Annotated in this window: 20 protein-coding genes; 11 read left to right on the top strand and 9 right to left on the bottom strand. The window is 69.9% G+C overall.

Annotation, left to right across the window (positions count from 1 at the left end; genetic code table 11):
• Positions 1-37 precede the first annotated feature (37 nt).
• The 5 genes from HLK59_RS05340 (at position 38) to HLK59_RS05320 (ending at position 7,042) form a co-directional block, all read left to right on the top strand.
• On the top strand, positions 38-1,528 hold the full coding sequence (locus HLK59_RS05340; protein WP_171140052.1) for a cytosine permease: 1,491 nt from the start codon (positions 38-40) through the stop codon (positions 1,526-1,528).
• Positions 1,525-2,067: an isochorismatase family protein gene (locus tag HLK59_RS05335; RefSeq protein ID WP_171140051.1), complete on the top strand. Its 543-nt coding sequence runs from the start codon at positions 1,525-1,527 to the stop codon at positions 2,065-2,067. The genes HLK59_RS05340 and HLK59_RS05335 overlap by 4 nt, the downstream gene beginning before the upstream one ends.
• Before the next feature lie 140 nt (positions 2,068-2,207).
• Entirely contained in the window at positions 2,208-5,186 is a 2,979-nt protein-coding gene (locus HLK59_RS05330) for a carbohydrate binding domain-containing protein (RefSeq protein WP_171140050.1), read from the top strand.
• Between the two features lie 94 nt (positions 5,187-5,280).
• Positions 5,281-6,510, top strand: a complete 1,230-nt coding sequence (locus tag HLK59_RS05325) for an acyl-CoA dehydrogenase family protein (RefSeq protein WP_171140049.1) — start codon at positions 5,281-5,283, stop codon at positions 6,508-6,510.
• A gap of 124 nt (positions 6,511-6,634) precedes the next feature.
• Positions 6,635-7,042, top strand: a complete 408-nt coding sequence (locus tag HLK59_RS05320; RefSeq protein WP_171140048.1) for an SseB family protein — start codon at positions 6,635-6,637, stop codon at positions 7,040-7,042.
• Positions 7,043-7,047: 5 nt separating this feature from the next.
• Here the strand turns inward: HLK59_RS05320 and HLK59_RS05315 are convergent, their stop codons facing one another.
• Genes HLK59_RS05315 through HLK59_RS05305 form a run of 3 tightly spaced genes read right to left on the bottom strand, consistent with a single transcriptional unit; the run spans position 7,048 to position 8,304 of the window.
• Positions 7,048-7,437 carry a MarR family transcriptional regulator gene (locus HLK59_RS05315; protein ID WP_171140047.1) on the bottom strand — a complete coding sequence of 130 codons (390 nt, stop codon included), beginning with the start codon at positions 7,435-7,437 and terminating at the stop codon, positions 7,048-7,050.
• 51 nt (positions 7,438-7,488) lie between these two features.
• Positions 7,489-7,833: a VOC family protein gene (locus HLK59_RS05310; RefSeq protein ID WP_171140046.1), complete on the bottom strand. Its 345-nt coding sequence runs from the start codon at positions 7,831-7,833 to the stop codon at positions 7,489-7,491.
• 36 nt (positions 7,834-7,869) lie between these two features.
• Entirely contained in the window at positions 7,870-8,304 is a 435-nt protein-coding gene (locus tag HLK59_RS05305) for a MerR family transcriptional regulator (protein WP_171140045.1), read from the bottom strand.
• Positions 8,305-8,332: 28 nt separating this feature from the next.
• On the opposite strand from HLK59_RS05305, the gene HLK59_RS05300 reads away from it, so the two are divergent.
• Positions 8,333-9,079: a methyltransferase domain-containing protein gene (locus HLK59_RS05300; protein WP_171140044.1), complete on the top strand. Its 747-nt coding sequence runs from the start codon at positions 8,333-8,335 to the stop codon at positions 9,077-9,079.
• On the opposite strand, the gene HLK59_RS05295 is transcribed toward HLK59_RS05300, so the two are convergent.
• The 4 genes from HLK59_RS05295 to HLK59_RS05280 are packed head-to-tail and all read right to left on the bottom strand — an operon-like array spanning position 9,060 to position 13,238.
• On the bottom strand, positions 9,060-10,091 hold the full coding sequence (locus HLK59_RS05295) for a LacI family DNA-binding transcriptional regulator (protein ID WP_171140043.1): 1,032 nt from the start codon (positions 10,089-10,091) through the stop codon (positions 9,060-9,062). The genes HLK59_RS05300 and HLK59_RS05295 overlap by 20 nt on opposite strands.
• Complete coding sequence (locus HLK59_RS05290; protein ID WP_171140042.1) at positions 10,088-10,993, bottom strand: carbohydrate ABC transporter permease; 906 nt, start codon at positions 10,991-10,993, stop codon at positions 10,088-10,090. The genes HLK59_RS05295 and HLK59_RS05290 overlap by 4 nt, the downstream gene beginning before the upstream one ends.
• Positions 10,990-11,913 carry a sugar ABC transporter permease gene (locus HLK59_RS05285; protein WP_171140041.1) on the bottom strand — a complete coding sequence of 308 codons (924 nt, stop codon included), beginning with the start codon at positions 11,911-11,913 and terminating at the stop codon, positions 10,990-10,992. Before HLK59_RS05285 ends, HLK59_RS05290 begins: the two co-directional genes overlap by 4 nt.
• Entirely contained in the window at positions 11,910-13,238 is a 1,329-nt protein-coding gene (locus HLK59_RS05280; RefSeq protein WP_171140040.1) for an extracellular solute-binding protein, read from the bottom strand. The genes HLK59_RS05285 and HLK59_RS05280 overlap by 4 nt, the downstream gene beginning before the upstream one ends.
• Before the next feature lie 184 nt (positions 13,239-13,422).
• On the opposite strand from HLK59_RS05280, the gene HLK59_RS05275 reads away from it, so the two are divergent.
• Together HLK59_RS05275 and HLK59_RS05270 are read left to right on the top strand one after the other, a co-directional pair.
• A complete protein-coding gene (locus HLK59_RS05275; protein ID WP_171140039.1) occupies positions 13,423-15,444 on the top strand; it encodes a beta-galactosidase in 2,022 nt (673 codons plus the stop codon).
• A gap of 132 nt (positions 15,445-15,576) precedes the next feature.
• Entirely contained in the window at positions 15,577-17,136 is a 1,560-nt protein-coding gene (locus HLK59_RS05270) for a glycosyl hydrolase 53 family protein (protein ID WP_171140038.1), read from the top strand.
• A gap of 184 nt (positions 17,137-17,320) precedes the next feature.
• Here the strand turns inward: HLK59_RS05270 and HLK59_RS05265 are convergent, their stop codons facing one another.
• Positions 17,321-18,331 carry an alcohol dehydrogenase catalytic domain-containing protein gene (locus HLK59_RS05265; RefSeq protein WP_171140037.1) on the bottom strand — a complete coding sequence of 337 codons (1,011 nt, stop codon included), beginning with the start codon at positions 18,329-18,331 and terminating at the stop codon, positions 17,321-17,323.
• Positions 18,324-18,755 carry a tautomerase family protein gene (locus HLK59_RS05260; protein WP_171140036.1) on the bottom strand — a complete coding sequence of 144 codons (432 nt, stop codon included), beginning with the start codon at positions 18,753-18,755 and terminating at the stop codon, positions 18,324-18,326. The genes HLK59_RS05265 and HLK59_RS05260 overlap by 8 nt, the downstream gene beginning before the upstream one ends.
• A gap of 149 nt (positions 18,756-18,904) precedes the next feature.
• On the opposite strand from HLK59_RS05260, the gene HLK59_RS05255 reads away from it, so the two are divergent.
• The 3 genes from HLK59_RS05255 to HLK59_RS05245 all read left to right on the top strand — a co-directional run bounded on the left by HLK59_RS05255 (position 18,905) and on the right by HLK59_RS05245 (position 20,969).
• Complete coding sequence (locus HLK59_RS05255) at positions 18,905-19,513, top strand: TetR/AcrR family transcriptional regulator (RefSeq protein ID WP_171140035.1); 609 nt, start codon at positions 18,905-18,907, stop codon at positions 19,511-19,513.
• 141 nt (positions 19,514-19,654) lie between these two features.
• Positions 19,655-19,942: a helix-turn-helix domain-containing protein gene (locus HLK59_RS05250; protein ID WP_171140034.1), complete on the top strand. Its 288-nt coding sequence runs from the start codon at positions 19,655-19,657 to the stop codon at positions 19,940-19,942.
• A gap of 52 nt (positions 19,943-19,994) precedes the next feature.
• Positions 19,995-20,969 carry an SMP-30/gluconolactonase/LRE family protein gene (locus tag HLK59_RS05245; protein ID WP_171140064.1) on the top strand — a complete coding sequence of 325 codons (975 nt, stop codon included), beginning with the start codon at positions 19,995-19,997 and terminating at the stop codon, positions 20,967-20,969.
• Positions 20,970-21,017 lie beyond the last annotated feature (48 nt).

The following is a 21,017-nucleotide window of genomic DNA, read 5'->3' as shown; positions in this document are numbered from 1 at the left end:
GCGTCACCTCGACACGTATGGACGAGGGAGGACGACGATGACGGACGCCCAGGACTCCCTCGACAACAGAGCCAGGCAGCTCCAGGTGGAGACGCACGGTCTCGACGTGATCGGCGACGCCGAGCGCAAGGGCACACCGCGGACGCTGTTCTGGCCATGGTTCGGCGCCAACGTCTCCGTGCTGGGACTGAGTTACGGGGCCTTCGTGCTCGGCTTCGGCATCTCCTTCTGGCAGGCGCTGGTCGCCGGGGTCGTCGGCATCGTCTTCTCCTTCCTGCTGTGCGGCTTCGTCGCCGTCGCCGGCAAACGCGGCTCGGCCCCGACGATGGTCCTCAGCCGGGCCGCCTACGGGGTGCGCGGCAACCGTCTCCCCTCGGTGATCTCCTGGGTGCTCACCGTCGGCTGGGAGACCGTGCTGTGCGCCCTCGCCACCATGGCCACCGCGACCGTCTTCGGCCGGCTCGGCTGGGGCGGTGGCACCGAGACCCAGGTGGTCGCCCTGATCGTGGTCGCCGGGCTCACCGTCGTCGGCGGTGTCATGGGCTTCGACCTGATCATGCGGCTCCAGACCGTGATCACCGTGGTCACGGGCGTGCTCACCGTCGTCTACATCGCCCTCGTCGCGGACCACATCCACTGGAGCACCGTCAGCGCCGTCCCGGCGGGCTCCGCGCAGGAGTTCATCGGCGCGCTCGTCTTCATGATGACCGGCTTCGGCCTCGGCTGGGTCAACGCCGCCGCGGACTACTCCCGCTATCTGCCCCGCACCTCCTCCAGCCGCGGTGTGATCGGCTGGACCACCTTCGGCGCCTCCGTGGCCCCGCTGTTGCTCCTGGTCTTCGGCCTGCTGCTCGCCGGATCCTCCAGCACCCTCAACGAGGCCGTCGCCGCCGACCCCATCGGGGCGCTGACCACGATCCTGCCGACGTGGTTCCTGGTCCCCTTCGCCGTCGTCGCCGTACTCGGCCTGGTCGGCGGCGCGGTCCTGGACATCTACTCCTCCGGACTCGCCCTCCTCTCGGCGGGCATCAGGATCCCCCGCTACCTGGCCGCGCTCGTCGACGGCGTCCTGATGATCGCCGGCGCCATCTACATCGTCTTCGTCGCCGACGACTTCCTCGGCCAGTTCATGGGCTTCCTCACCACCCTCGGCGTCCCCATCGCCGCCTGGTGCGGCATCATGCTCGCCGACCTGCTGCTGCGCCGCCGCGACTACGACGAGGGCGACCTCTACCGCCCGCACGGCCGCTACGGCGACGTCGCCCTCACTCCGCTGCTCCTCACCCTCGCCGCCACCGCGCTCGGCTGGGGCCTGGTCACCAACTCGGCCGCGAGCTGGCTCGAGTGGCAGGGCTACCTCCTCGACCCGCTGGGCCTGGGCGGCAGGTCCGGCTCCTGGGCCTACGCCAACCTCGGCGTCCTCGTGGCCCTCGCGCTCGGCTTCGCCGGCACACTCGCCCTGCGCCGCGGCCGCGTCCGGGAGCAGGAGGCGCGGGAGCCGAGCCCGGCGGAGGCACCGGCCGTATGACGACGGGCCGTCTGACCGTCATCGACATGCAGCACGTCTTCGCCGACCCCGACAGTCCCTGGGCCGCGCCGCGCTTCGGGCAGGCCGCGGAAGGCGTACGGCGTCTGCTGCCGGCCTTCGGGGACCGGGTCACCTTCACCCGCTTCCTGGCCCCCGACGAACCCACCGGCGTCTGGAAGGCGTACTACGCGCAGTGGCCCTTCGCCCTGCGACCCCCGGACGCGCCCCTGTGGCGGCTGACGGACGAGTTCGCCGACCGGGCGCGCCACGTCCTGGACGCCCCGACCTTCGGTAAATGGACTCCTGAACTCGCCTCCCTGGTAGGCCCGGAGGGCCGTCTGGTCCTCGCCGGTGTCAGCACCGACTGCTGTGTGCTGTCCACGGCGCTGGCGGCCGCCGACGCCGGGGCGGAGGTCGTGGTCGTTGCCGACGCGTGCGCGGGCGCGGACGACGACTCGCACGCCAAGGCGCTGCACGTGATGGACCTCTACCGGCCGCTGATCCACGTGACCACCGTCGCGGAGCTGCTGGGCCGCTGACGGCCGGTTCGTTGAATGCTGTGCGACCCCCTTTACGTGGCTGTCATGTACCTGTAGCTTCCGCGAAGCCGCAAGAATTTTCAGGAAGTTGCCGGTTCTTCTTGCAAGGGCCCGACTTCCGGCCCGTATTGGAGTCGCCCATGAGATCCGCACCCCCACGTCTGCCAAGGCGCCCCCTCGTGGCGTTCGTGGCGGCGACCGGGCTGCTCGGACTGCTGTCCGCAGCGCCGGAGACAGTGCCGCAGACCCCCATGGAGCCGGTGGCCGACACGACCGCCACGGCGACCGTCTTCTACTACACGAAGACCAAGAACTGGTCGTCCACCTACCTGCACTACGCGCCGGACGGCGGTTCCTGGACGACCGTCCCCGGCACGCTGATGGAGAGCGCCTGCACGGACTGGGTGAAGAAGACCGTCGACCTCGGCTCGGCCGCCGGACTGCAGGCCACCTTCAACAACGGCAGCGGCACCTGGGACAACAACGGCGGCAACAACTACGCGCTGGGCACCGGCACCATCACCGTCAAGGACGGCGTCATCGCCCACAGCGACCCGTGTGCCGACACCGGCACGGGCACCGGCAACCAGGCCACCGTCTACTACTCGACCGCCACCTCCGGCTGGACCACCGCCAACATCCACTACGCGCCGACGGGCGGTTCCTGGACGACCGTTCCCGGCGTCGGCATGGAGTCCGCCTGCACCGGCTGGTGGAAGAAGACCCTCGACATCGGCAGCGCCACCTCGCTGAAAGCGGCCTTCAACAACGGCAACGGCGTCTGGGACAACAACAACAGCGCTGACTACACCATCCCGACCGGCACCACGACCGTGAAGGACAAGGCCGTCACCACGGGCGCCACCGACCCGTGCGCCACCGAGGCGCCCGACACCGAGGCCCCGACCGCACCGGCCAAGGTCACCGCGAGCGCCACCAACACGTCGATCGTGGTGAGCTGGGACGCCGCCACCGACAACAAGGGTGTGACGAAGTACCAGGTCACGCGCACCGGCGGCACCAAGGGCACCGTCGTCATCGACGTCGGCTCAACGGTCTACTCCGACACCGGACTTGAGGAGAAGACCGCCTACACCTACACGGTGAAGGCCGTCGACGCCGCCGGCAACACCTCGTCCGCCTCCGCCGAGGCGACCGCGACCACCGGCGAGGAGGCTCCCGCACCCGCCACCGGCACCCCGCTCGGCACCGACCCCCGCAAGGACCCCATCTACTTCGTCCTCACCGCCCGCTTCCACGACGGCGACAGCTCCAACAACCGCGGCGGCAGCCAGCACACGAAGTCGGGCAACGCCGCCAACAACGACCCCATGTTCCGAGGGGACTTCAAGGGCCTGGTCGAGAAGCTCGACTACATCAAGGCGCTCGGCTTCTCCGCGGTCTGGGTCACCCCGGTCGTCCTCAACCGCTCCGACTACGACTACCACGGCTATCACGGCTACGACTTCTACAAGGTCGACCCACGCCTGGAGTCGGCCGGCGCGAGCTACCAGGACCTCATCAACGCGGCCCACGCCAAGGGCATGAAGATCTACCAGGACGTCGTCTACAACCACAGCTCCAGGTGGGGCGCCAAGGGGCTCTACACGCCGACCGTGTACGGCGTCCGGGACTCCCAGTGGAGCTGGTACTACGACGAGAAGAACGAGGGCTTCGAGTACGACGGACTGACCGTCGAGAGCAAGTCCGGGAAGTCCTACTACAACGGCGACCTGTGGTCCACCGCCGAGCCCACCGGCAACACCTGCGTCAACTGGGGCAAGGCGACCGGCGGCAAGAGCGCCGAGGGCTACACCCTCTACAACTGCCAGTGGCCCAGCCCCACTTCGGGGATGTTCCCCAAGGCGTACTACCACCAGTGCTGGATCGGCAACTGGGAGGGCGAGGACTCCCGTTCCTGCTGGCTGCACGAGGACCTGGCCGACTTCAACACCGAGTCGACGCCTGTGCAGAACTACCTGATCGGCGCGTACGACAAGTACATCGACATGGGTGTCGACGGATTCCGCGTCGACACCGCCGTACACATCCCGCGCGTCACCTGGAACCGCCGCTTCCTGCCCGCGATATACGACCGCGTGACCCAGAAGTTCGGTACCACGGCGGCCCAGAACTTCTTCGTCTTCGGTGAGGTCGGCGCCTTCGTCCACGACAAGTGGAACCGCGGCTCCGTGAACCACTCCGCGCAGTTCTTCACCTGGAAGGAACGCAAGGAGTACAGCGCCGACGACGAGACAGCGGCCATCGAGCAGTTCACCTACGAGAACAACCAAGGCACCGCCAACCAGCCGACGTCGACCAACGCCTTCCTGAGCGGCAACAGCTACCACACCCCGGACCGCAGCCAGTTCTCCGGCATGAACATCATCGACATGCGCATGCACATGAACTTCGGTGAGGCGCAGAACGCCTTCACCAACGGCAAGGACTCCGACGACAGCGTCAACGACGCGACGTACAACGTCGTCTACGTCGACAGCCACGACTACGGCCCCAACAAGTCGAGCACGCGCTACAGCGGTGGCACCGACGCCTGGGCCGAGAACATGGCGCTGATGTGGACCTTCCGCGGCATCCCGACGCTGTACTACGGCTCGGAGATCGAGTTCCAGAAGGGCAAGCAGATCGACTGCGGGCCCAGCTGCCCGCTGGCCGGCACGGGCCGGGCGTACTACGGGGAGAACCTCCAAGGCACCGTCACCGCCTCCCAGTTCGGCACCGCGGACTCCGCGACGGGACAGGTCGCCACCACGCTCGCCCAGCCTCTGGTCAAGCACCTCCAGCGGCTGAACCAGATCCGCCGGGCGGTCCCGGCCCTCCAGATGGGCCAGTACTCGACCGACGGCATCAGCGGCTCGATGGCCTTCAAACGCCGTTACACCAGCGGCGGCACGGACAGCTTCGCGCTCGTCACGGTCACCGGCGCCGCCACCTACACCGGCATCCCGAACGGCACCTACAAGGACGCCGTCACCGGTGACGTGAAGACCGTCTCCAACGGCACGCTCTCCGTGTCGGCACCGGGCAAGGGCAACCTCCGGGTGTACGTGCTGGGCGGTCCCGGCAAGATTGGAACGGACGGTCCGTATCTGAAGTAGTTGGCGCTATCCGGTGGGTACAGGGGCGGCGGTCGCCGTGTTCAATCGTTCCTGTCGCGACACGAACGGACGTCCCCACACGTCAGGAGGCACCGTGATCGCCGCTCCCGAACCCGCACTCACCGGAGCAGACCTGATCGAACGGGCCGTGCGGCTGCGGCCCGCACTGCTCGAACGGCAGCCGGAGACCGAACGGCTGACGCACCATCCGAAGTCCACCCACGACGACTTCCTGCGGGCCGGCTTCTACCGGATGCTCCAGCCGCGCCGGTACGGCGGCTACGAGGTCGGCCTGCCCGTGTTCTACCGCGTCGTCACCGAGGTCGCCCGCGGCTGTCCCTCCACCGGCTGGGCCCTGTCCCTCACCGCGGCCCACGTCCTCCAGGTCGCCGGGTTCTTCGGGGAACGGGCGCAGGACGAGATCTTCGGCGCCGACGGCGACTTCCGGGCGGCCTCCACCGTCGCACCCGTCGGCGTCGCACAGCCCGACGGCGACGGACATGTCGTCCTCGACGGCACCTGGCCGTACTCCTCGGGCGCCCCCTACTCCACGCACTACCTCGGACAGACCCTGAGTGCCGGGGACCCGCCCGGACCCCCGGTGCTGTTCGTCGCCCCGCGCTCGGTGTGGACGGTCCTCGACGACTGGCACGGCGTCCTCGGTCTGCGCGGCAGCGGCTCCAACAGCGTCCGCATGGAGCAGGCCCGCATACCGGCGTACCTCACCTGTGCGGCCAGCCTGCTCGACCTGCCCTGCGAGGGCGGCAGCGTCGGCTCCGAACTGCACGGCAACCCGATGTACGCCCATCGGGCACCGAGCTTCTACCACGGTGAACTGGCCGCGATCATGATCGGCACCGGATACGCCGCCGCCGACGAGTACGCCCGCATCCTGACCGCCCGCCCCCTCATCCTGGAACCCGACCGCACCCGTGCCGAACTGCACGACTACCAACGCCACCTGGGCGAGGCCCTCGGACTGATCCGTACCGCCGAGGCGGCCCTCCAGCACACCGCCGCCGACTGGACGGAGACCTGCCGCCGCAACGTCGCCGGCGAGGCCCCGTTCACCCTCGCGGAGGACAACCGGCTCGCGCTGATGTTCCTGAACGCCGGCCGTATGGCCTGGGACGCCTTCCAGAACATCCTCTTCCGCACGGCCGGCTCCCGGCACGCGCGCGACGGCGAGCGGATGCAGCGCTACTTCCGGGACGCGGCCACCTACTGGACCCATGTCGGCCCGAGCATGGCCGAGCCGCTGTTCCGCCGGGTCGGCTGCGACCGGCTGGGGCTGCCCTCGGAGCACATCGCGCTCATCCCCTGAATCGCCGGAGCCCCCCGGATCCTGCGGGAATGCTCGCGTCCGGATCGGGTACGCGACCAGGGCCGGGCCGGGGCCGCGTACGCCCCGAGCCGACCGTAAGACCGCCACTACCAGGGGATTCGCCATGCAGACACCCGCGAACGACAACTCCACCACACCGGCCCGGCGGGCGCTGGACGCGCTCGCCGAGAACACCGAGGACACGGTGGCGCTGGACAGGCTCGCGAGCAGCGATGTCCTCGTCCCCGTGCCCGACGACGCCGGCGACGAGGCCGCCGCCGATCCCACGGCGGTGGCCCTTCCCGTGATCGAGCGACCCGGCGGAGCGCCGGTGGTGCCCGTGTTCACCTCGGAGTCCGAACTGGTCGGGCTGTTGCCCTCGGTCTCGCGCTACCGGCTGGTACCGCTGGGCGCACTGGCCTCGGAATGGCCGGCGGACGATCTCGCGCTCACCATAGACGCCGCCTCCGAGCACCCGCTGACCCTCACCTCGGAGGGGGTGCGGTCGCTGCTCGGCCGGTCGTACGGCTGACGCCGTCAGCCGCCCAGCGTCCGGTCCAGCGCGTCCCGCTGGATCGGCAGCACCTCGGCGTGCAGATCGCGGCCCTTGCGGGTCAGCGTCACCCACACACCGCGCCGGTCCTCCACACACACGGAACGCTCCACCAGACCGTCCTTCTCCAGCCGGCCGATGAGCCGGGACAGCGCGCTCTGGCTGAGATGGACCCGGCCGACCAGGTTCTGCACCCGGCACAGGTCGCCCTCCGCGGGTGCCTCGGCCGCGAGGATGTCGAGCACCTCGAAGTCGCTCGCGCCCAGACCGTGCGGGTGCAGCACCCGGTCGATCTCGCACATCGTGCGCGCGTGCACCGCCAGGATGTCCCGCCACTGTTCTTCGAGCCGGGAGCCGGCCGCGTTCACTGCCATACGACGATGTTAATGCGCGTGCATCGACATCCGGGCGGCGGGCGTGAACGCTCAGCTGTCCTGGGTGATCCCGACCAGGTTGCCGTCCGCGTCCTTCACGGAGGCGATCAGCTTGCCGCCGCCGACGTCAGTGACGTCCTGGAGCAGTTCGGCGCCCGCGTCGAGCAGCGCGGCGAGACGGGCCCGGATGTCGGTGACGTGCCAGTAGGGGACCGGCCCTGTCATACCCCGGGAGTGCCCGTTCGGGTCGAGGCCCACGTCCTGGCCGGCGTCCTTGAAGCCGACGTAGTAGGGCTCGTCGGCGTAGGGCTCGGTCTCCAGCAGCGCGCTGAACAGGGCCTTCGCCCGCGCGATGTCCTTGACGGGGTAGATGATGGTGTTCAGTCCTGCGGTCATCGGGGTGCTCCTCCGTGAGTTCCTTCGTCGGTGGTTTCACCGTAGGACGGGGGAGCGCGGCGAGGCTTCTCCGATCCTGACCGCCTGCCGCGCGATGCCCCGCCGGAAGGTCGGGCAGCGGAGCAGATCCTCGTGCGGACAGTCCGCCCCGCCCTCCAGCATCGCCAGGGCGGCCCGCGCCGCGGCGATCCGGGCCCGCAGATCCTCCGCCTCACGCCGCAGCAGCGCACGCCGTCGCTCGCCGTCACCCGTGGCCATCAGACGGATCGCCTCCAACGACAGCCCCGCCTCCTTGCCGCACAGCACGAACGCGACCCGCACCAGGTCATCGGCGCCGTAGCGGCGCCGGCCCGCGGTGTCCCGGTCCGGGGCCAGTAGCCCCACCGACTCCCAGTGCCGCAGCACATGCGGCTCCAGGCCGAAACGCCGGGCGAGCGCGCCGATGCTCAGTGTCTCCTCGGTTGACCTCATGCCGACATTAAGTCGCAGCCTGGTGCCCATGACCAGGACACCGGAGAAGACCGACCGGCTCATCGCCCTGCTCGACGGCGTGGAGCGGATGCCCGGCGCACGCGAACTGCGGCTGCTCTCCTACGACTTGCTGGGCGCCGCCGACCCGGTCGTGGACGTCGGCTGCGGCGGGGGCAGGGCCGTGGCCGAGCTGACCGAGCGCGGGGTCGCGGCCGTCGGGGCCGACCCCGACGAGCGGATGCTCGCCGTCGCCCGGACCCGTTGGCCGGAGGGTGACTTCCGTGCCGGGGACGCCTACCGGCTGCCGCTGCCCGACCACGCCGCGCACGGCTACCGGGCCGACAAGGTGTTCCACGTACTCGCCGAGCCGCAGCGCGCGTTGGCGGAGGCCCGCCGGGTCCTCGCGCCCGGCGGACGCATCGTCCTGGTCGGCCAGGACTGGGACACGATCGTCATCGACACCGACGATCCCGCCCTGACCCGCGCACTCGTGCACGCGCGCGCCGACCGGGTCACCGCCCCGCGCGCCGCGCGAGCCCACCGCAACCTGCTGCTCGACGCGGGCTTCGAGGACGTGCACATCGAGATCCGCACGCTGGTCCTCACCGGGCCCGAGGCACTGCCGGTGCTCACCGACCTCGCGGCGCTCGCGGACGACGAAGGGCGCGCCGCCGGCTGGATGGCCGAGCAGCGCGCCCGCGCGGAACGAGACCGCGTGTTCGTCGCCGTACCGATGTTCGTGGCGGCGGCTTCCGTCAGGTCGACTCGCGCTTGACGAGCTCCGTGGGGAGGATCACCGCGGCCGGGTCCTCGCCCCCGATCTGCGCCAGCAGCACCCGGACCATCTCCGCGCTGATGCGGTCCCAGGGCTGGCGGATGGTGGTGAGTTCGGGCCGGGCGGCCAGCGCGGCGGGCGAGTCGTCGAACCCGCCGACCGCGACGTCCTGCGGTACGCGCCGCCCCGACCGCTCCAGCGCCGTCAGCACACCCTGCGCCATCAGGTCGGACGCGACGAACACCGCGTCCAGGTCGGGCGCCTGGGCGAGCAGCCGCTCGGCGCCCGCCTCACCGCTGGCCCGGCTGTAGTCGCCGGAGACCACGAGCCGTTCGTCGAACTCGACGCCCGTGTCGGCGAGTACCTCCTTGTAACCGGCGAGCCGCTCGACACCGCCCGGGGTGTCCAGCGGACCGGTCACCACACCGATCCGGCGCCGGCCCAGCGACAGCAGATGGCGCACCATGTCCCGGGCGCCGTCCCGGTCGTCGGCGGCCACGTAACTCACCTTGGAACCCAGCCCGATCGGCTTGCCGCACGCGACGAGCGGCACGCCCGCCTCGCGCAGTTCCTCGGCGACGGGGTCCCCGGAGTGGCTGGAGACCAGCAGCACCCCGTCGACGTGACCGGCGGTGATGTAGCGCGTTATGCGCCGCCGTTCGTCCTCGGTGCCGGCCAGCATCAGCAGCAGCGGGATGTCGTGCGCGGCGAGAGCCTGGGTGCAGCCCCGCAACAGGACGTTGAAGTTGGGGTCCTCGAAGAACCGCTCCTGAGGCTCCGTGAGCAGGAAGCCGATGGAGTCCGAACGCCCGGTGATCAGCGAGCGGGCGTGCCGGTTGACGACGTAACCCGTCTTCTTGATCGCGGCGTTGACCGCCTCCTGGGCGGCCGGGCTGACGTAGTGCCCGCCGTTGAGCACGCGCGAGACGGTACCCCGTGAGACCCCGGCCTCGCGGGCCACGTCGTGGATCGTCGGCGGTCGGCGCCGGCCCCCCGTGTTACTCATGGTCATGACTTTACGGCTCCGGAGAGCAGATCGAGGCTCCAGAACCGCTGGATGACCAGGAAGAGCGCGACGAGCGGGATGATCGCGAGGAACGCGCCGGTGATCACCAGCGTGTACAGGGCCGGGGTGTTGGCGCCCTGCTCCAGGAGCGTGTACAGACCGAGGGTGATCGGGAACTTCTCGTCGTCGCTCAGCATGATGTACGGGAGCAGGAAGTTGTTCCAGATCGCCACGAACTGGAAGAGGAACACCGTCACCATGCCGGGCACCATCATCGGCAGCGCGACCCGGGTGAAGATCCGCCATTCGCTCGCGCCGTCCATCCGCCCGGCCTCGACCACGTCGGCGGGGACCGCGGCGGCGGCGTAGATGCGCGCGAGGTAGACGCCGTAGGGCGACAGGATCTGCGGGAGCAGCACCGAGAGGTAGGAGTCGGTGAGGTTCGCCTGGGCCATCAGCAGGTACTGCGGGACGGCGAGGATGATCGGCGGCATCAGCACACCGGCGAGCAGGATGTTGAACATCGTCTCGCGGCCGCGGAAGCGGTAGGTCGCGAGCGCGTACCCGCTGAACGCGGACACCACCGTCGACAGGAGGGCGCCGAGGCCGGCGTAGAAGGCGGAGTTGGCCATCCAGCCCCAGTAGACGCCGTCCCGGTAGGCGTTGAGGTCCTTGATGTTGTCGACGAAGCCCGATCCCGGCAGGAACGTGAACGTGGAGAACAGCTCCGTGCCGGACTTGGTGGACGCGATCACCACCCACGCCACCGGCAGCAGCGTGTACAGGGCGCCGATCAGGAGCGTCACCGTGGGGACGAGCGAGATCCGGCGGCGCAGCGGCGGACCCTGGGCCGCGCCCGGCGTGGTGCCCGCGGCCGGCTCGGTCTTGCGGACGGCAAGAGAACTCATCGTGCTGCCTCCTGCTTCTGACGACGGTTCGCGGCCCGCAGGAACCCGAAGGACAGCAGCAGCGTGGCGAGCGCGATGATCACGGCCTGGGCGGCCGCCGCGTAGATGTCACCGGTGCCGAACGCGTCCCGGTACACCTTCATCAGCGGGCTCCAGGTCGTGGACACGGAGTTGGTGAGCGGCTTCAGCGTGGTCGGCTCGTTGAACACCTGGAGCGTCGCGATGATCGAGAAGAAGAAGGTCAGCACCAGCGAGGGCGCCACCATCGGGATCTTGATGCGCAGCGCGATCTGCGTCGGGGTGGCGCCGTCCAGCTTCGCCGCCTCGTACACCTCGGCCGGGATGGACTGGAGCGAGGTGTAGATGACGATCATGTTGAAGCCGGTGCCGCCCCAGACCGCGATGTTCGACAGCGCGAAGTACAGCGGGCCGCCGTCCAGCAGATCCGGCTGCGGCAGGCCCAGCCTCTCCAGCACGTAGTAGAAGGGGCTGACGTCCGGCAGGTACAGGAAGCCCCACAGCAGCGCCGCCACCACGCCGGGGATGGCGTACGGCAGGAAGATCGCGAGCCGGGTGAAGGGGGTGAAGCGCACCTTGTCGGAGTCGAGCATCAGCGCGAACAGCAGGGCGAGGCCGAGCATCACCGGCACGACGATGCAGCCGTAGCCGAGGACGCGCAGCGCGCCGTTCAGCAGCTCGCTGTCCGTGAGGGCGTCCGTGTAGTTCTCCAGGCCGGCCCAGACCTCCGAGCGGGCGCCCTTGCCCAGGCCCAGGCCCGAGACGTGCACCTTGCGGAAGCTGAGCCAGACCGCGTACCCGATGGGCAGCGCGAAGAACAGCGCGAAGAGGATCGTGGCGGGGATGAGGAAAGCGTACGGGGCCCCCTTGACCCCGTACGACTTCCGGCGTGCGCTGGTCACTCGCTGACCCCGAAGCCCTGCTTCTTGAGGTCGGCGACGGTGTCGTCCTGCATGGTGTCCAGGGCGGCGGTGAAGTCCGACTTGTTCTTGGCGGCGGCGCCGAACGCGTCCTTGAAGGTCGTGTAGGCGACGTTCACGTTCGGGCCCCAGGCCGAGGGCGCCGTGGTCTTCGCGATCTCGGCGGCCTTGGTGTAGAAGTCCGCCTGGTTGGAGAAGTAGTCCGGCGGGGTGGTGAAGGCGCCGCTGGTCTGGGCGTTGGTGGCGGCCGGGTAGATGCCGCTCTCCTTTGCCAGGGCCTGGAGGGCGGCGTCGTCGGTGTTCAGCCAGGCGGCGAACTTCGCGGCGGCCTCCTGGTGCTTGGAGTCCGTGGTGACGGCGGTGGAGGAGCCGCCCCAGCTGCCGGTCTTGTTCTCACCCGCGGTCCACTGGGGGAGCGGGGCCATGGCCCACTTGCCCTTGGTGTCGGGCGCGGCGGTGGTCAGGGTGCCCGGCGCCCACACGGCGGAGACCCAGGCGATCTGCTTGCCGGTGTTGAGCGCCTTGTTCCAGGCCGGGGTGTACATCGGCTGGTTGTCGATGGCGCCCTCCTTGACGAGGCCGCCCCAGAAGTCGGCGACCTTCTTGGTGGCCGCGTCGTTGATGCCGACCTTCCACTTGTCGCCCTCGGTGGTCCACCACTGGGCGCCGGCCTGCTGGGCCAGGCCCGCGAAGAGGCCGGAGTCGTTGGCGGAGAAGGTGGTGAGGTCCGTGTCGGAGGACTTCTTCTTCAGCGCGCGGGCCGTCTCGGCGAACTCGTCCCAGGTGGTCGGGACGGTCAGGCCGTACTTCTTGAAGAGGTCCTGGCGGTAGTAGAACATCATCGGGCCGATGTCCTGCGGGACCGCGTAGACGGCGTCCGTGCCCAGCGTGGTCTGCTGCCACACACCGTCGGCGAACTTGCTCTTCGCGTCGCCCACGTTCTTCGAGATGTCCGCGAGCGCGTCATTGCTGACCAGGGTCGGCAGTGCCTGGTACTCGGCCTGGACCAGGTCGGGAGCCTTGCCGGCCTTGTGCGCGGTGAGGATCTTGGTGATCAGCGTGTCACCGGACGCCTGCTTCTTCACCGTGACGGTGATCTGGTCCTTCTTGCCCTGGCCCTGGTTCCAGAGGTCGACGACCTTGTCCATGCCCGGCGTCCAGGTCCAGTACGTCAGCGAGACGGGACCGGACTCGGTCTCGCTGTCCCCGTCGGACGAGCCGCAGGCGGCGAGTGCGGTGGCGCCGAGGGCTACGGCGACGGCGGATGCTGCCACTCTGCTGAGCCGGCTGCGCTTCGTGATGGGCATGGATCTCTCCCCTGACCTGGGCCCCCGCCTGCTGCGGAAGGCCTGCCATGCGTCTGTGAGCGTTCACAGTAGAGAAACATCCCGGACACTTGTCAATGGTTGTGGCCATGCGGTTATCTTGGCCTCGCACCGCTGATCAGCTGTGTGCACGTTCCCAAATGATCGACCACAACGGGAGAAATCCATGCCGGAAGCCACCCCCAGGGGCCTCACCAGGCTCGCCTTCGGTGGGGACTACAACCCCGAGCAGTGGCCGGAAAGCGTCTGGCAGGAAGACGTCCGGCTGATGCGCGAGGCCGGCGTCACCATGGTGAGTGTCGGAATTTTCTCCTGGGCGCTCCTGGAGCCCTCACCCGGGGTCCACGACTTCGGCTGGCTCGACCGCCTGATCGATCTGCTCCACGAGAACGGCATCCGGGTCGACCTCGGCACCCCCACCGTGGTCCCGCCGGTCTGGTTCTACCGGGCCCACCCCGACGCGCTGCCCGTCTCGGAGCAGGGCGTGCGCTACGAGTTCGGCTCGCGCGGCGCCATCTGTCACAGCAACGCCGACTACCGCGCGGCCGCCGCGCACATCACCACGAAGCTCGCCGAGCGCTACGGCGACCACCCGGCGCTGGCCATGTGGCACGTGCACAACGAGTACGGCGTCCCCGTCTCCGCCTGCTACTGCGACTCCTGCGCGGCCCACTTCCGCCGCTGGCTCCAGGCGACGTACGAGACGGTCGAAGCCGTCAACGAGGCCTGGGGCACCGCGTTCTGGGGCCAGTGGTACGCGGACTTCGCGGACATCAACCCGCCGCGCCTCGCGCCCACGGTCGGCAACCCGGGCCAGGCGCTGGACTACAAGCGCTTCGCCGACGCCACCATGCGCGAGAACTTCCGTATGGAGCGGGACATTCTGCACCGCCTCGCGCCCGGCGTCCCGGTGACGACCAACTTCATGACCGCCCTCAGCCAGTGCGACTCCGTCGACTACTGGGCCTGGGGCCGTGAGGTCGACATCGTCACCAACGACCACTACCTGATCACCGACGGCCGCCGCACCCACGTCAACCTCGCGATGGCCGCCGACCTCACCCGCTCGGTGGCGGGCGGAGCGCCCTGGATCCTCCTGGAGCACTCCACCTCGGGTGTCAACTGGCAGACCCGCAACCCCGCCAAGGCTCCCGGCCAGATGGCCCGCAACTCCCTCGCCCACGTGGCACGGGGTTCCGAGGGCGCCATGTTCTTCCAGTGGCGGCAGTCCCGGCGCGGCGCCGAGAAGTTCCACTCGGCGATGCTCCCGCACGGCGGCACCGACACGCGCGTGTGGCGCGAGGTCGTCGAACTCGGCGCCTCCCTGGACTCGTTGAGCACGGTCCGCGGCACCCGCACCCAGGCCGACGTGGCCGTCCTGTGGGACTGGCACTCCTGGTGGGCGCAGAACCTCGCCTGGCGCCCCAGCGAGGACCACGACCCGCGCGAGCGCGCCGACGCCTTCTACGAGGCGCTCTACGACCGGCACCTCACCGTCGACTTCGCCCACCCGGAAGCCGACTTGTCGAGGTATCCCCTTGTCGTCGTGCCGGCCCTCTACCTGATGACGGAGGCGGCAGGGAACAACCTCAAGGAGTACGTGGAGAACGGCGGCACCCTCGTCGTCTCCTTCTTCTCCGGCATCGTCGACGAGCACGACGCCGTGCACGAGGGCGCCTACCCGGGCGCGCTGCGGGACGTCCTCGGTCTGACCGTCGAGGAGTTCTCGCCGCTCCTGAAGGACCAGCTGGTGCGCGTCACCGGCCCGGACGGCTCCGAGCTCAGCGGTGACGTGTGGACCGAGTTCGTCGTCCCGCACGGCGCCGAGACCGTGTGGACCTACGCCGACGGTCTGACCGCCGGCCACCCGGCCGTCACCCGCCACCGTCTCGGCGAGGGCACCGCCTGGTACGTCTCCACGCGCCTGGGCGCCGAGGGCCTCGACGCGCTGCTCGGCTGGGCCATCGAGGACGCGCGGATCGCGCCGCGTGCCGACCTGCCGCGTGACGTCGAGGTCGTACGCCGTGCCGGAGAGTCGGGCACCTACCTCTTCGCCGTCAACCACACCGCCTCCGACGCCAAGGTGTCGCTGGAGTCCGCCGGCACCGAGCTGCTGACCGGCGAGCGTGCCGCGGGCCGCCTGGAGGTCCCCGCGGGAACCGTCAGGGTCGTACGGCTCGACGGCTGAGCCGAGGGCCCACGGGCCCCACCGATTCCCCTCCGCCCGTGCGAGCCGCTCGTGCCGCGGGCGGAGGGGCACCTTCGTCGTCCCCGGCGAAGGCATTCCCCACCCCATTTGTCGAAGGGACGACGGACGAAGATGTTCCATCCCAGACGCACCCTCAGGGCCCTGCTCCTCCCGCTCACCGCGGGGCTCGCCCTCACCGCCCTGCCCGCGCAGACCGCCCAGGCGGCCAGCACGCTCACCAACGGCGGGTTCGAATCCGACGGCGCGGGCTCGGCGGCCCCCACCGGCTGGTCCGAGTACGGCTCGACCGGCGCCTCGTACTCCGAGTCCGGTGGCCACGGCGGCAGTTACCGCCTCAGCCACTACTCGGCCTCCGCCTACACGGTGGAGACGTACCAGTACCTGTCCGGGCTGACCAACGGGAACTACACCCTCACCGCCTGGGTCCGTTCCGGCGGCGGGCAGAACTCCGCCTACATCTCCCTGAAGAACTGCGGGAGTTCGGAGCAGCGCACCAACCTGCCGGTCTCCGCCAGCGGCTGGATACGCGTCGTCACCTCCATCGCGGTGACGAACAACCAGTGCACGATCAGCATCAACTCCGACGCCAACGCGGGCAACTGGATCAACGTCGACGACCTGACCTTCGCGTCGGGCTCGACCAGCACGTCCATCAAGGGCTCGGACGTCTCCTCGCTCGCCAAGAGCGAGGCCAAGGGCGGCACCTACAAGACGAGTTCCGGCACGACCGGCGACGCGCTCGCCATCCTCAAGTCCGCCGGACAGAACTACGCGCGCGTCAAGGTCTGGGTCAACGCGGCCGACGGCTACAACGGCAAGACCCAGGTCCTGGCACTGGCCAAGCGCATCAAGGCGCAGGGCATGAAGCTGCTGGTCGACTTCCACTACTCGGACACCTGGGCCGACCCGGGTGCCCAGACCGTGCCCTCCGCGTGGTCGGGGCACAGCTACAGCCAGCTGAAGACGGACGTCTACAACCACACGTACGACGTCCTCAACGCGCTGAAGGCGCAGGGCACCACGGCCGACATGGTCCAGGTGGGCAACGAGATCAACGGCGGCATGCTGTGGTCGGCGGGCTCCACCTCCAACTGGTCGCAGCTGGCCGGTCTGCTCAACTCCGGCTACGACGCGGTCAAGGCGGTCAGCTCCTCCACCCAGGTCGCGCTGCACCTCGCCAAGGGCGGTGACCTGACCGGTACCCGCTGGTGGTTCGACAGCGCGGTCTCCAACGGTGTCAAGTTCGACGTCATCGGCCTGTCCTACTACGGCTACTGGCACGGTTCGCTCGCCGACTTCCAGACGACACTGGACGACGCGGCCGCCCGTTACGGCAAGCCGGTGTTCGTCGCCGAGACGGCGTACCCCTTCCGTCTGGACAGCGACGACTCCTTCGAGAACATCATCGACCTCTCCAGCGAACTGGTCTCCGGTTACCCGGCCACGACGGCGGGCCAGACCCGGTGGATGAACGACGTCGCCAGCATCGTGGAGGCCGTCCCGAACGGCCGCGGTCTCGGCGTCTTCTACTGGGAGTCGACCTGGACCGCGGTCACCGGCAACGGCTGGGACCCGGCCGACGCCACGTCCGGCAACGGCTGGGAGAACCAGGCGCTGTTCGGCTACGACGACAAGGCGCTTCCGGCGATGGCGTGGTTCAGCCACCGGTAGTCCCGTGCGGCGCGCGGCGCGCGGCGCCGTGGGACGGGGGCCCGGCCGCGGAGTGCGGCCGGGCCCCCGTGCGTTCTGCCGGCAGACGTGGCGTGGGACGGCACGTTCGGCGCGGCCGACCGTCTGCCCATGAAGGGCGACCCGACGATCAGTCGCGCGGACCGGGGCGACCGAGGGGTCCCGCTCAGCCGTCCTTGCGGACGAACACCGGCTTGAGGTGCTTCTCGGGCAGCGCTTCGGGGAGTTGCTCCCAGTCGAAGACGTCCGAGACGACCCGTGCCGGGTCCACGTCGCCGGAGCGGGCGAGGTCCAGGGCGTCCGGGATGTGGTTCCGGACGTTGTCGCGGGCGATGCGCAGGGTGACAGCCGTGAGGTACATGTCGAGCAACGGGAGCTCACCGGGCCGGAAGTGGTTGCCGGCGGACTCGCAGATGCCTTCCGGGGTAAGGCACTTGACGGCGAGCGCGAGCTGGTCGACGCGGCCGGTGGCCTCGACGGCGAGATCGAAGCCGTGCCGTACGGGCTCGATCGCCTCCGCCGTGCGGGCCCCGAAGCTCTCGGCGAGCCGGCGATGACCGGCGTCGGGGTCGACGTACAGGACGTCGGAGGCGCCGAGCGCGCGGGCGATGTCGCAGACGTACAGGCCGATGCTGCCGCGCGCGACGACCAGCACCCGGGCGCCGGGCCTGTTCCGGAGATGCGGTGCGACCAGACGCCACGACAGGGACCAGTTGTCACTGGCCGACGCCATGGCGACCGGGTCCAGACCGGCGGGCAGGGGCACCAGCATCGCGTCCGCCCAGGGGACGCGGACCAGGTCGGAGAAGAGCCCGCCCCAACTGCCGCCGATCGGCGCGCCGTACATGGCCATGTGCGGTACGGCCGTGCAGTGCGCGGTCAGTCCGGCACGGCAGTGGTCGCAGGTGCCGCAGTTGATGGACCAGGGGACGACCACGAGATCACCGGGGGACACGGACGTCACCGCGTCGCCGGTCCCGACGACCCGGGCCACGCACTCGTGGCCCAGAGCGAAGGGCGGGTCGATGAAGCCGTGTCCGGCGAGGATCGCGGAGTCGACGTCGCAGGAGGTGGCCGCGACCGGCATGACGATCGCCTCCTGGTCGGACCGGAGCGCGGGGTCGGGCGCCTCGCGCCATTCGACGGCGCGCCGGCCGGTATAGGTCAGTTCACGCACCGGTCCGCTGCTCCTTCGCCAGGGCCACCAGGTCGACGTAGCGGATGACGGAGCCGCCCGCGCCCCAGGTGCCGTCGGGCTGCTCGTGCACCAGCACCCACACCCGCAGGGCGTCCTCCTGGGACAGCCCGGCGGCGTCGAGCACCGTCCGGGTGACTTCCTCGACCAGACCGGCCTTGCGCCTCTCGGACAGCGCGCCCTGCGGCACCGTCACCTCCACGAGGAACCGGGGCGCCTCGTCCTCGGCGGTGGTCTGCGCCCCCTCGGGCAACTCGACGAGGTAGCTCCACGCCTGGGCGCGGAAGAACGCGGTGTCGGGCGCCCCTTCCCAGTGCAGCAGGACGGCGCCCAGATCGCGCTGGACGGACTTGAGGCCCTCCTCGGTGAGCGAACCGGACGGGGCGGTGAGCCGGATCATCGGCATGCGGGACTCCTTCTTCGATCGTGGCGGCCTCGGTGGCGGACGCCGTTTGTGACAGTCACCGGTTATGACAGTCGCCGGTTATGACAGTCGTTATAAGCGGAGGTCACGCTAGACTATGACGAGCGTTATATCCAGAGGGGAGTACGGCCTTGGCCAAACCCAGTGCGCCGTCGCGCGAGCGCATCGTGGCCGGCGCGGCGGACCTGATCAGCAGACGTGGTCTGAACGCCGCGAGCATCCGGGAACTGGCGAAACACGCCAAGGCGCCGCTCGGCTCGACCTACCACTACTTCCCCGAGGGCAAGCAGCAGGTCGCGACCGAGGCGGTGCGGTACTCGGGGGGAGCGATCTCGCGGGTGCTGCGCAAGGAGTTGGAGGCGGGCCCGGTCGCCGCACTGCGCGCCTTCCTGGCCCTGTGGCGCGGCATCGTCGTCGACAGCGGCTTCCGGGCCGGCTGCCCCGTGCTGGCCGTCGCCGTCGAGGAGCCACCGGTCGACGAGGCCTCGCCGGCCCTCCTCGCCGCCGCGGAGGCGTTCGAGGACTGGGAGCGGCTGCTCGGCGACGCGCTGCGGGAACGGGGCGTCGCCCCGGATCAGGCTCTCGGCCTCGCGGCCCTGGTCGTGGCCGCCGTGGAGGGCGCGACCGCCATGTGCCGCGCCAAGCGCAGCGCGGAACCTCTGGACCGGGTCGCCGAGCAACTCGAAGTGGCGATGGCGGGCGCGCTCGGTTCCACGGGCCGACTCGCCGGGAACCGGTGACCGGAACGCAAAAAAGTACACAGACGTTCCTCGCATGTCCCTTCGGTATCGGACAAGCCATGTGAAGTCCGTACACGACGGCCCTGACTGCGGGACAGTGGGAACACGCGGTACGAGGAGGCCGGTCCGGAGGGGGACTACATGCTGAGGACTCCCGTCAGTGAGCGACGGCTGGACATCCTGGAATGGCTGAAGGATCCGGTCGCGCACTTCCCGTCGCAGCGTCGTGGCGACCTGACCGCGGACGGTGTGACCGCGGACGCCGTGGCCGCCAAGCTCGGCGTGCGCCGCCAGATCGCCGACACCCACCTCGAACTGCTCGCGGACATCGGCCTGTTGCGCGCCAAGCGGATCCGGCGGCGCACCTACTACCGACGGGACGAGGTGCGGATAGCCGAGGTGGCGCGCATGTTCGAGAAGGGCTGGTAAGAAGGAGTTCTCGGGCCGCGAAAGGCTCTGAGGCGACGAAGGGCGGATGTCCGTGGAGCGTGCACAGGTACTGGTCCCCCGCAGGTACGTCGCGATCGGCGGCCGCGGCCCCGAGGACGTCGTCGCCGACAGCCGGGGCCGTGTGCTGACCGGTGTGGAGGACGGCCGTATCCTCCGCCTCGACGGTCTCGCCGACCCGGCCAGGGCCCGCGTCGAGGTGCTCGCGGAGACCGGCGGCAGACCCCTTGGCCTCGAACTCCTCGCGGACGACAGCCTGTTGGTGTGCGACGCCGAACTCGGGCTGCTGCGCGTCGACCTGAACACGGGCGTCGTGCGCATCCTCGCCGACTCGGTGGCGGGGGAGCGGCTGCGGTTCTGCAGCAACACCGTCGCCCTCTCCGACGGCACCGTGTACTTCACGGTCTCCAGCCGCCGTTACCCCCTCGACCAGTGGATCGGCGACCTCGTCGAACACACCGGCACGGGCCGCCTGCTGCGCCTCGCACCCGGCAGCGAGACACCCGAAGTCCTCCTGGACGGGCTTCAGTTCGCCAACGGCCTCGCCCCGAGCGGCGACGAGTCCTTCCTGGTCGTCGCCGAGACCGGCGCGTACCGCCTGACCCGCCACTGGCTCACCGGCCCGAAGGCGGGCAGCTCCGAACCCTTCGCCGAGGACCTCCCCGGTATGCCCGACAACATCTGGCGCGCCGGACCCGACGGACCGATCTGGGTGTCGCTGGCCGGACCCCGGATCCCGCCGCTGGACCTACTGCACCGCGCCGGCCCCGCCGTCCGCCGCGCCGCCGCCCGGGTGGCCGTGCGTTCCCCCTTCGTCCCCACGGGCACGATCGGTGTCCTGGCCGTCGACGACCATGGCGAGACCGTCCACCACCTCGCCCGCCGCCACTCCGGCTTCAAAATGGTCACCAGCGTCTGCGAGGCAGCGGGACACCTGGTCCTGGGCAGCCTGTGGGAGCGGGGCGTGGCCCTGTGCGAGCCGCCCGCCGGTAAGGGCGTCCGGCGTTAGCCTGTTGACCGGCCCCGATCAGGCCGTCCAGGCAGGAGACGTACGACC

The sequence above is a fragment of the Streptomyces sp. S3(2020) genome (assembly GCF_013044505.1).
Lineage (GTDB): Bacteria > Actinomycetota > Actinomycetes > Streptomycetales > Streptomycetaceae > Streptomyces.
The sequence above is the reverse complement of the archived record's forward strand: the minus strand, read 5'-3'. Positions and strand labels throughout refer to the sequence as shown.

What these genes read in the sequence shown, in the direction of transcription:
- HLK59_RS05340 (WP_171140052.1), top strand. Translation starts at nt 38, where the DNA reads ATGACGGACGCCCAGGACTCCCTCGACAACAGAGCCAGGCAGCTCCAG.
- HLK59_RS05290 (WP_171140042.1), bottom strand. Translation starts at nt 10,993, where the DNA reads ATGAGTTCTCTTGCCGTCCGCAAGACCGAGCCGGCCGCGGGCACCACG.
- HLK59_RS05315 (WP_171140047.1), bottom strand. Translation starts at nt 7,437, where the DNA reads ATGGCAGTGAACGCGGCCGGCTCCCGGCTCGAAGAACAGTGGCGGGAC.
- HLK59_RS05260 (WP_171140036.1), bottom strand. Translation starts at nt 18,755, where the DNA reads ATGCCGATGATCCGGCTCACCGCCCCGTCCGGTTCGCTCACCGAGGAG.
- HLK59_RS05305 (WP_171140045.1), bottom strand. Translation starts at nt 8,304, where the DNA reads ATGAGGTCAACCGAGGAGACACTGAGCATCGGCGCGCTCGCCCGGCGT.
- HLK59_RS05320 (WP_171140048.1), top strand. Translation starts at nt 6,635, where the DNA reads ATGCAGACACCCGCGAACGACAACTCCACCACACCGGCCCGGCGGGCG.
- HLK59_RS05330 (WP_171140050.1), top strand. Translation starts at nt 2,208, where the DNA reads ATGAGATCCGCACCCCCACGTCTGCCAAGGCGCCCCCTCGTGGCGTTC.
- HLK59_RS05270 (WP_171140038.1), top strand. Translation starts at nt 15,577, where the DNA reads ATGTTCCATCCCAGACGCACCCTCAGGGCCCTGCTCCTCCCGCTCACC.
- HLK59_RS05310 (WP_171140046.1), bottom strand. Translation starts at nt 7,833, where the DNA reads ATGACCGCAGGACTGAACACCATCATCTACCCCGTCAAGGACATCGCG.
- HLK59_RS05335 (WP_171140051.1), top strand. Translation starts at nt 1,525, where the DNA reads ATGACGACGGGCCGTCTGACCGTCATCGACATGCAGCACGTCTTCGCC.
- HLK59_RS05300 (WP_171140044.1), top strand. Translation starts at nt 8,333, where the DNA reads ATGACCAGGACACCGGAGAAGACCGACCGGCTCATCGCCCTGCTCGAC.
- HLK59_RS05250 (WP_171140034.1), top strand. Translation starts at nt 19,655, where the DNA reads ATGCTGAGGACTCCCGTCAGTGAGCGACGGCTGGACATCCTGGAATGG.
- HLK59_RS05295 (WP_171140043.1), bottom strand. Translation starts at nt 10,091, where the DNA reads ATGACCATGAGTAACACGGGGGGCCGGCGCCGACCGCCGACGATCCAC.
- HLK59_RS05275 (WP_171140039.1), top strand. Translation starts at nt 13,423, where the DNA reads ATGCCGGAAGCCACCCCCAGGGGCCTCACCAGGCTCGCCTTCGGTGGG.
- HLK59_RS05280 (WP_171140040.1), bottom strand. Translation starts at nt 13,238, where the DNA reads ATGCCCATCACGAAGCGCAGCCGGCTCAGCAGAGTGGCAGCATCCGCC.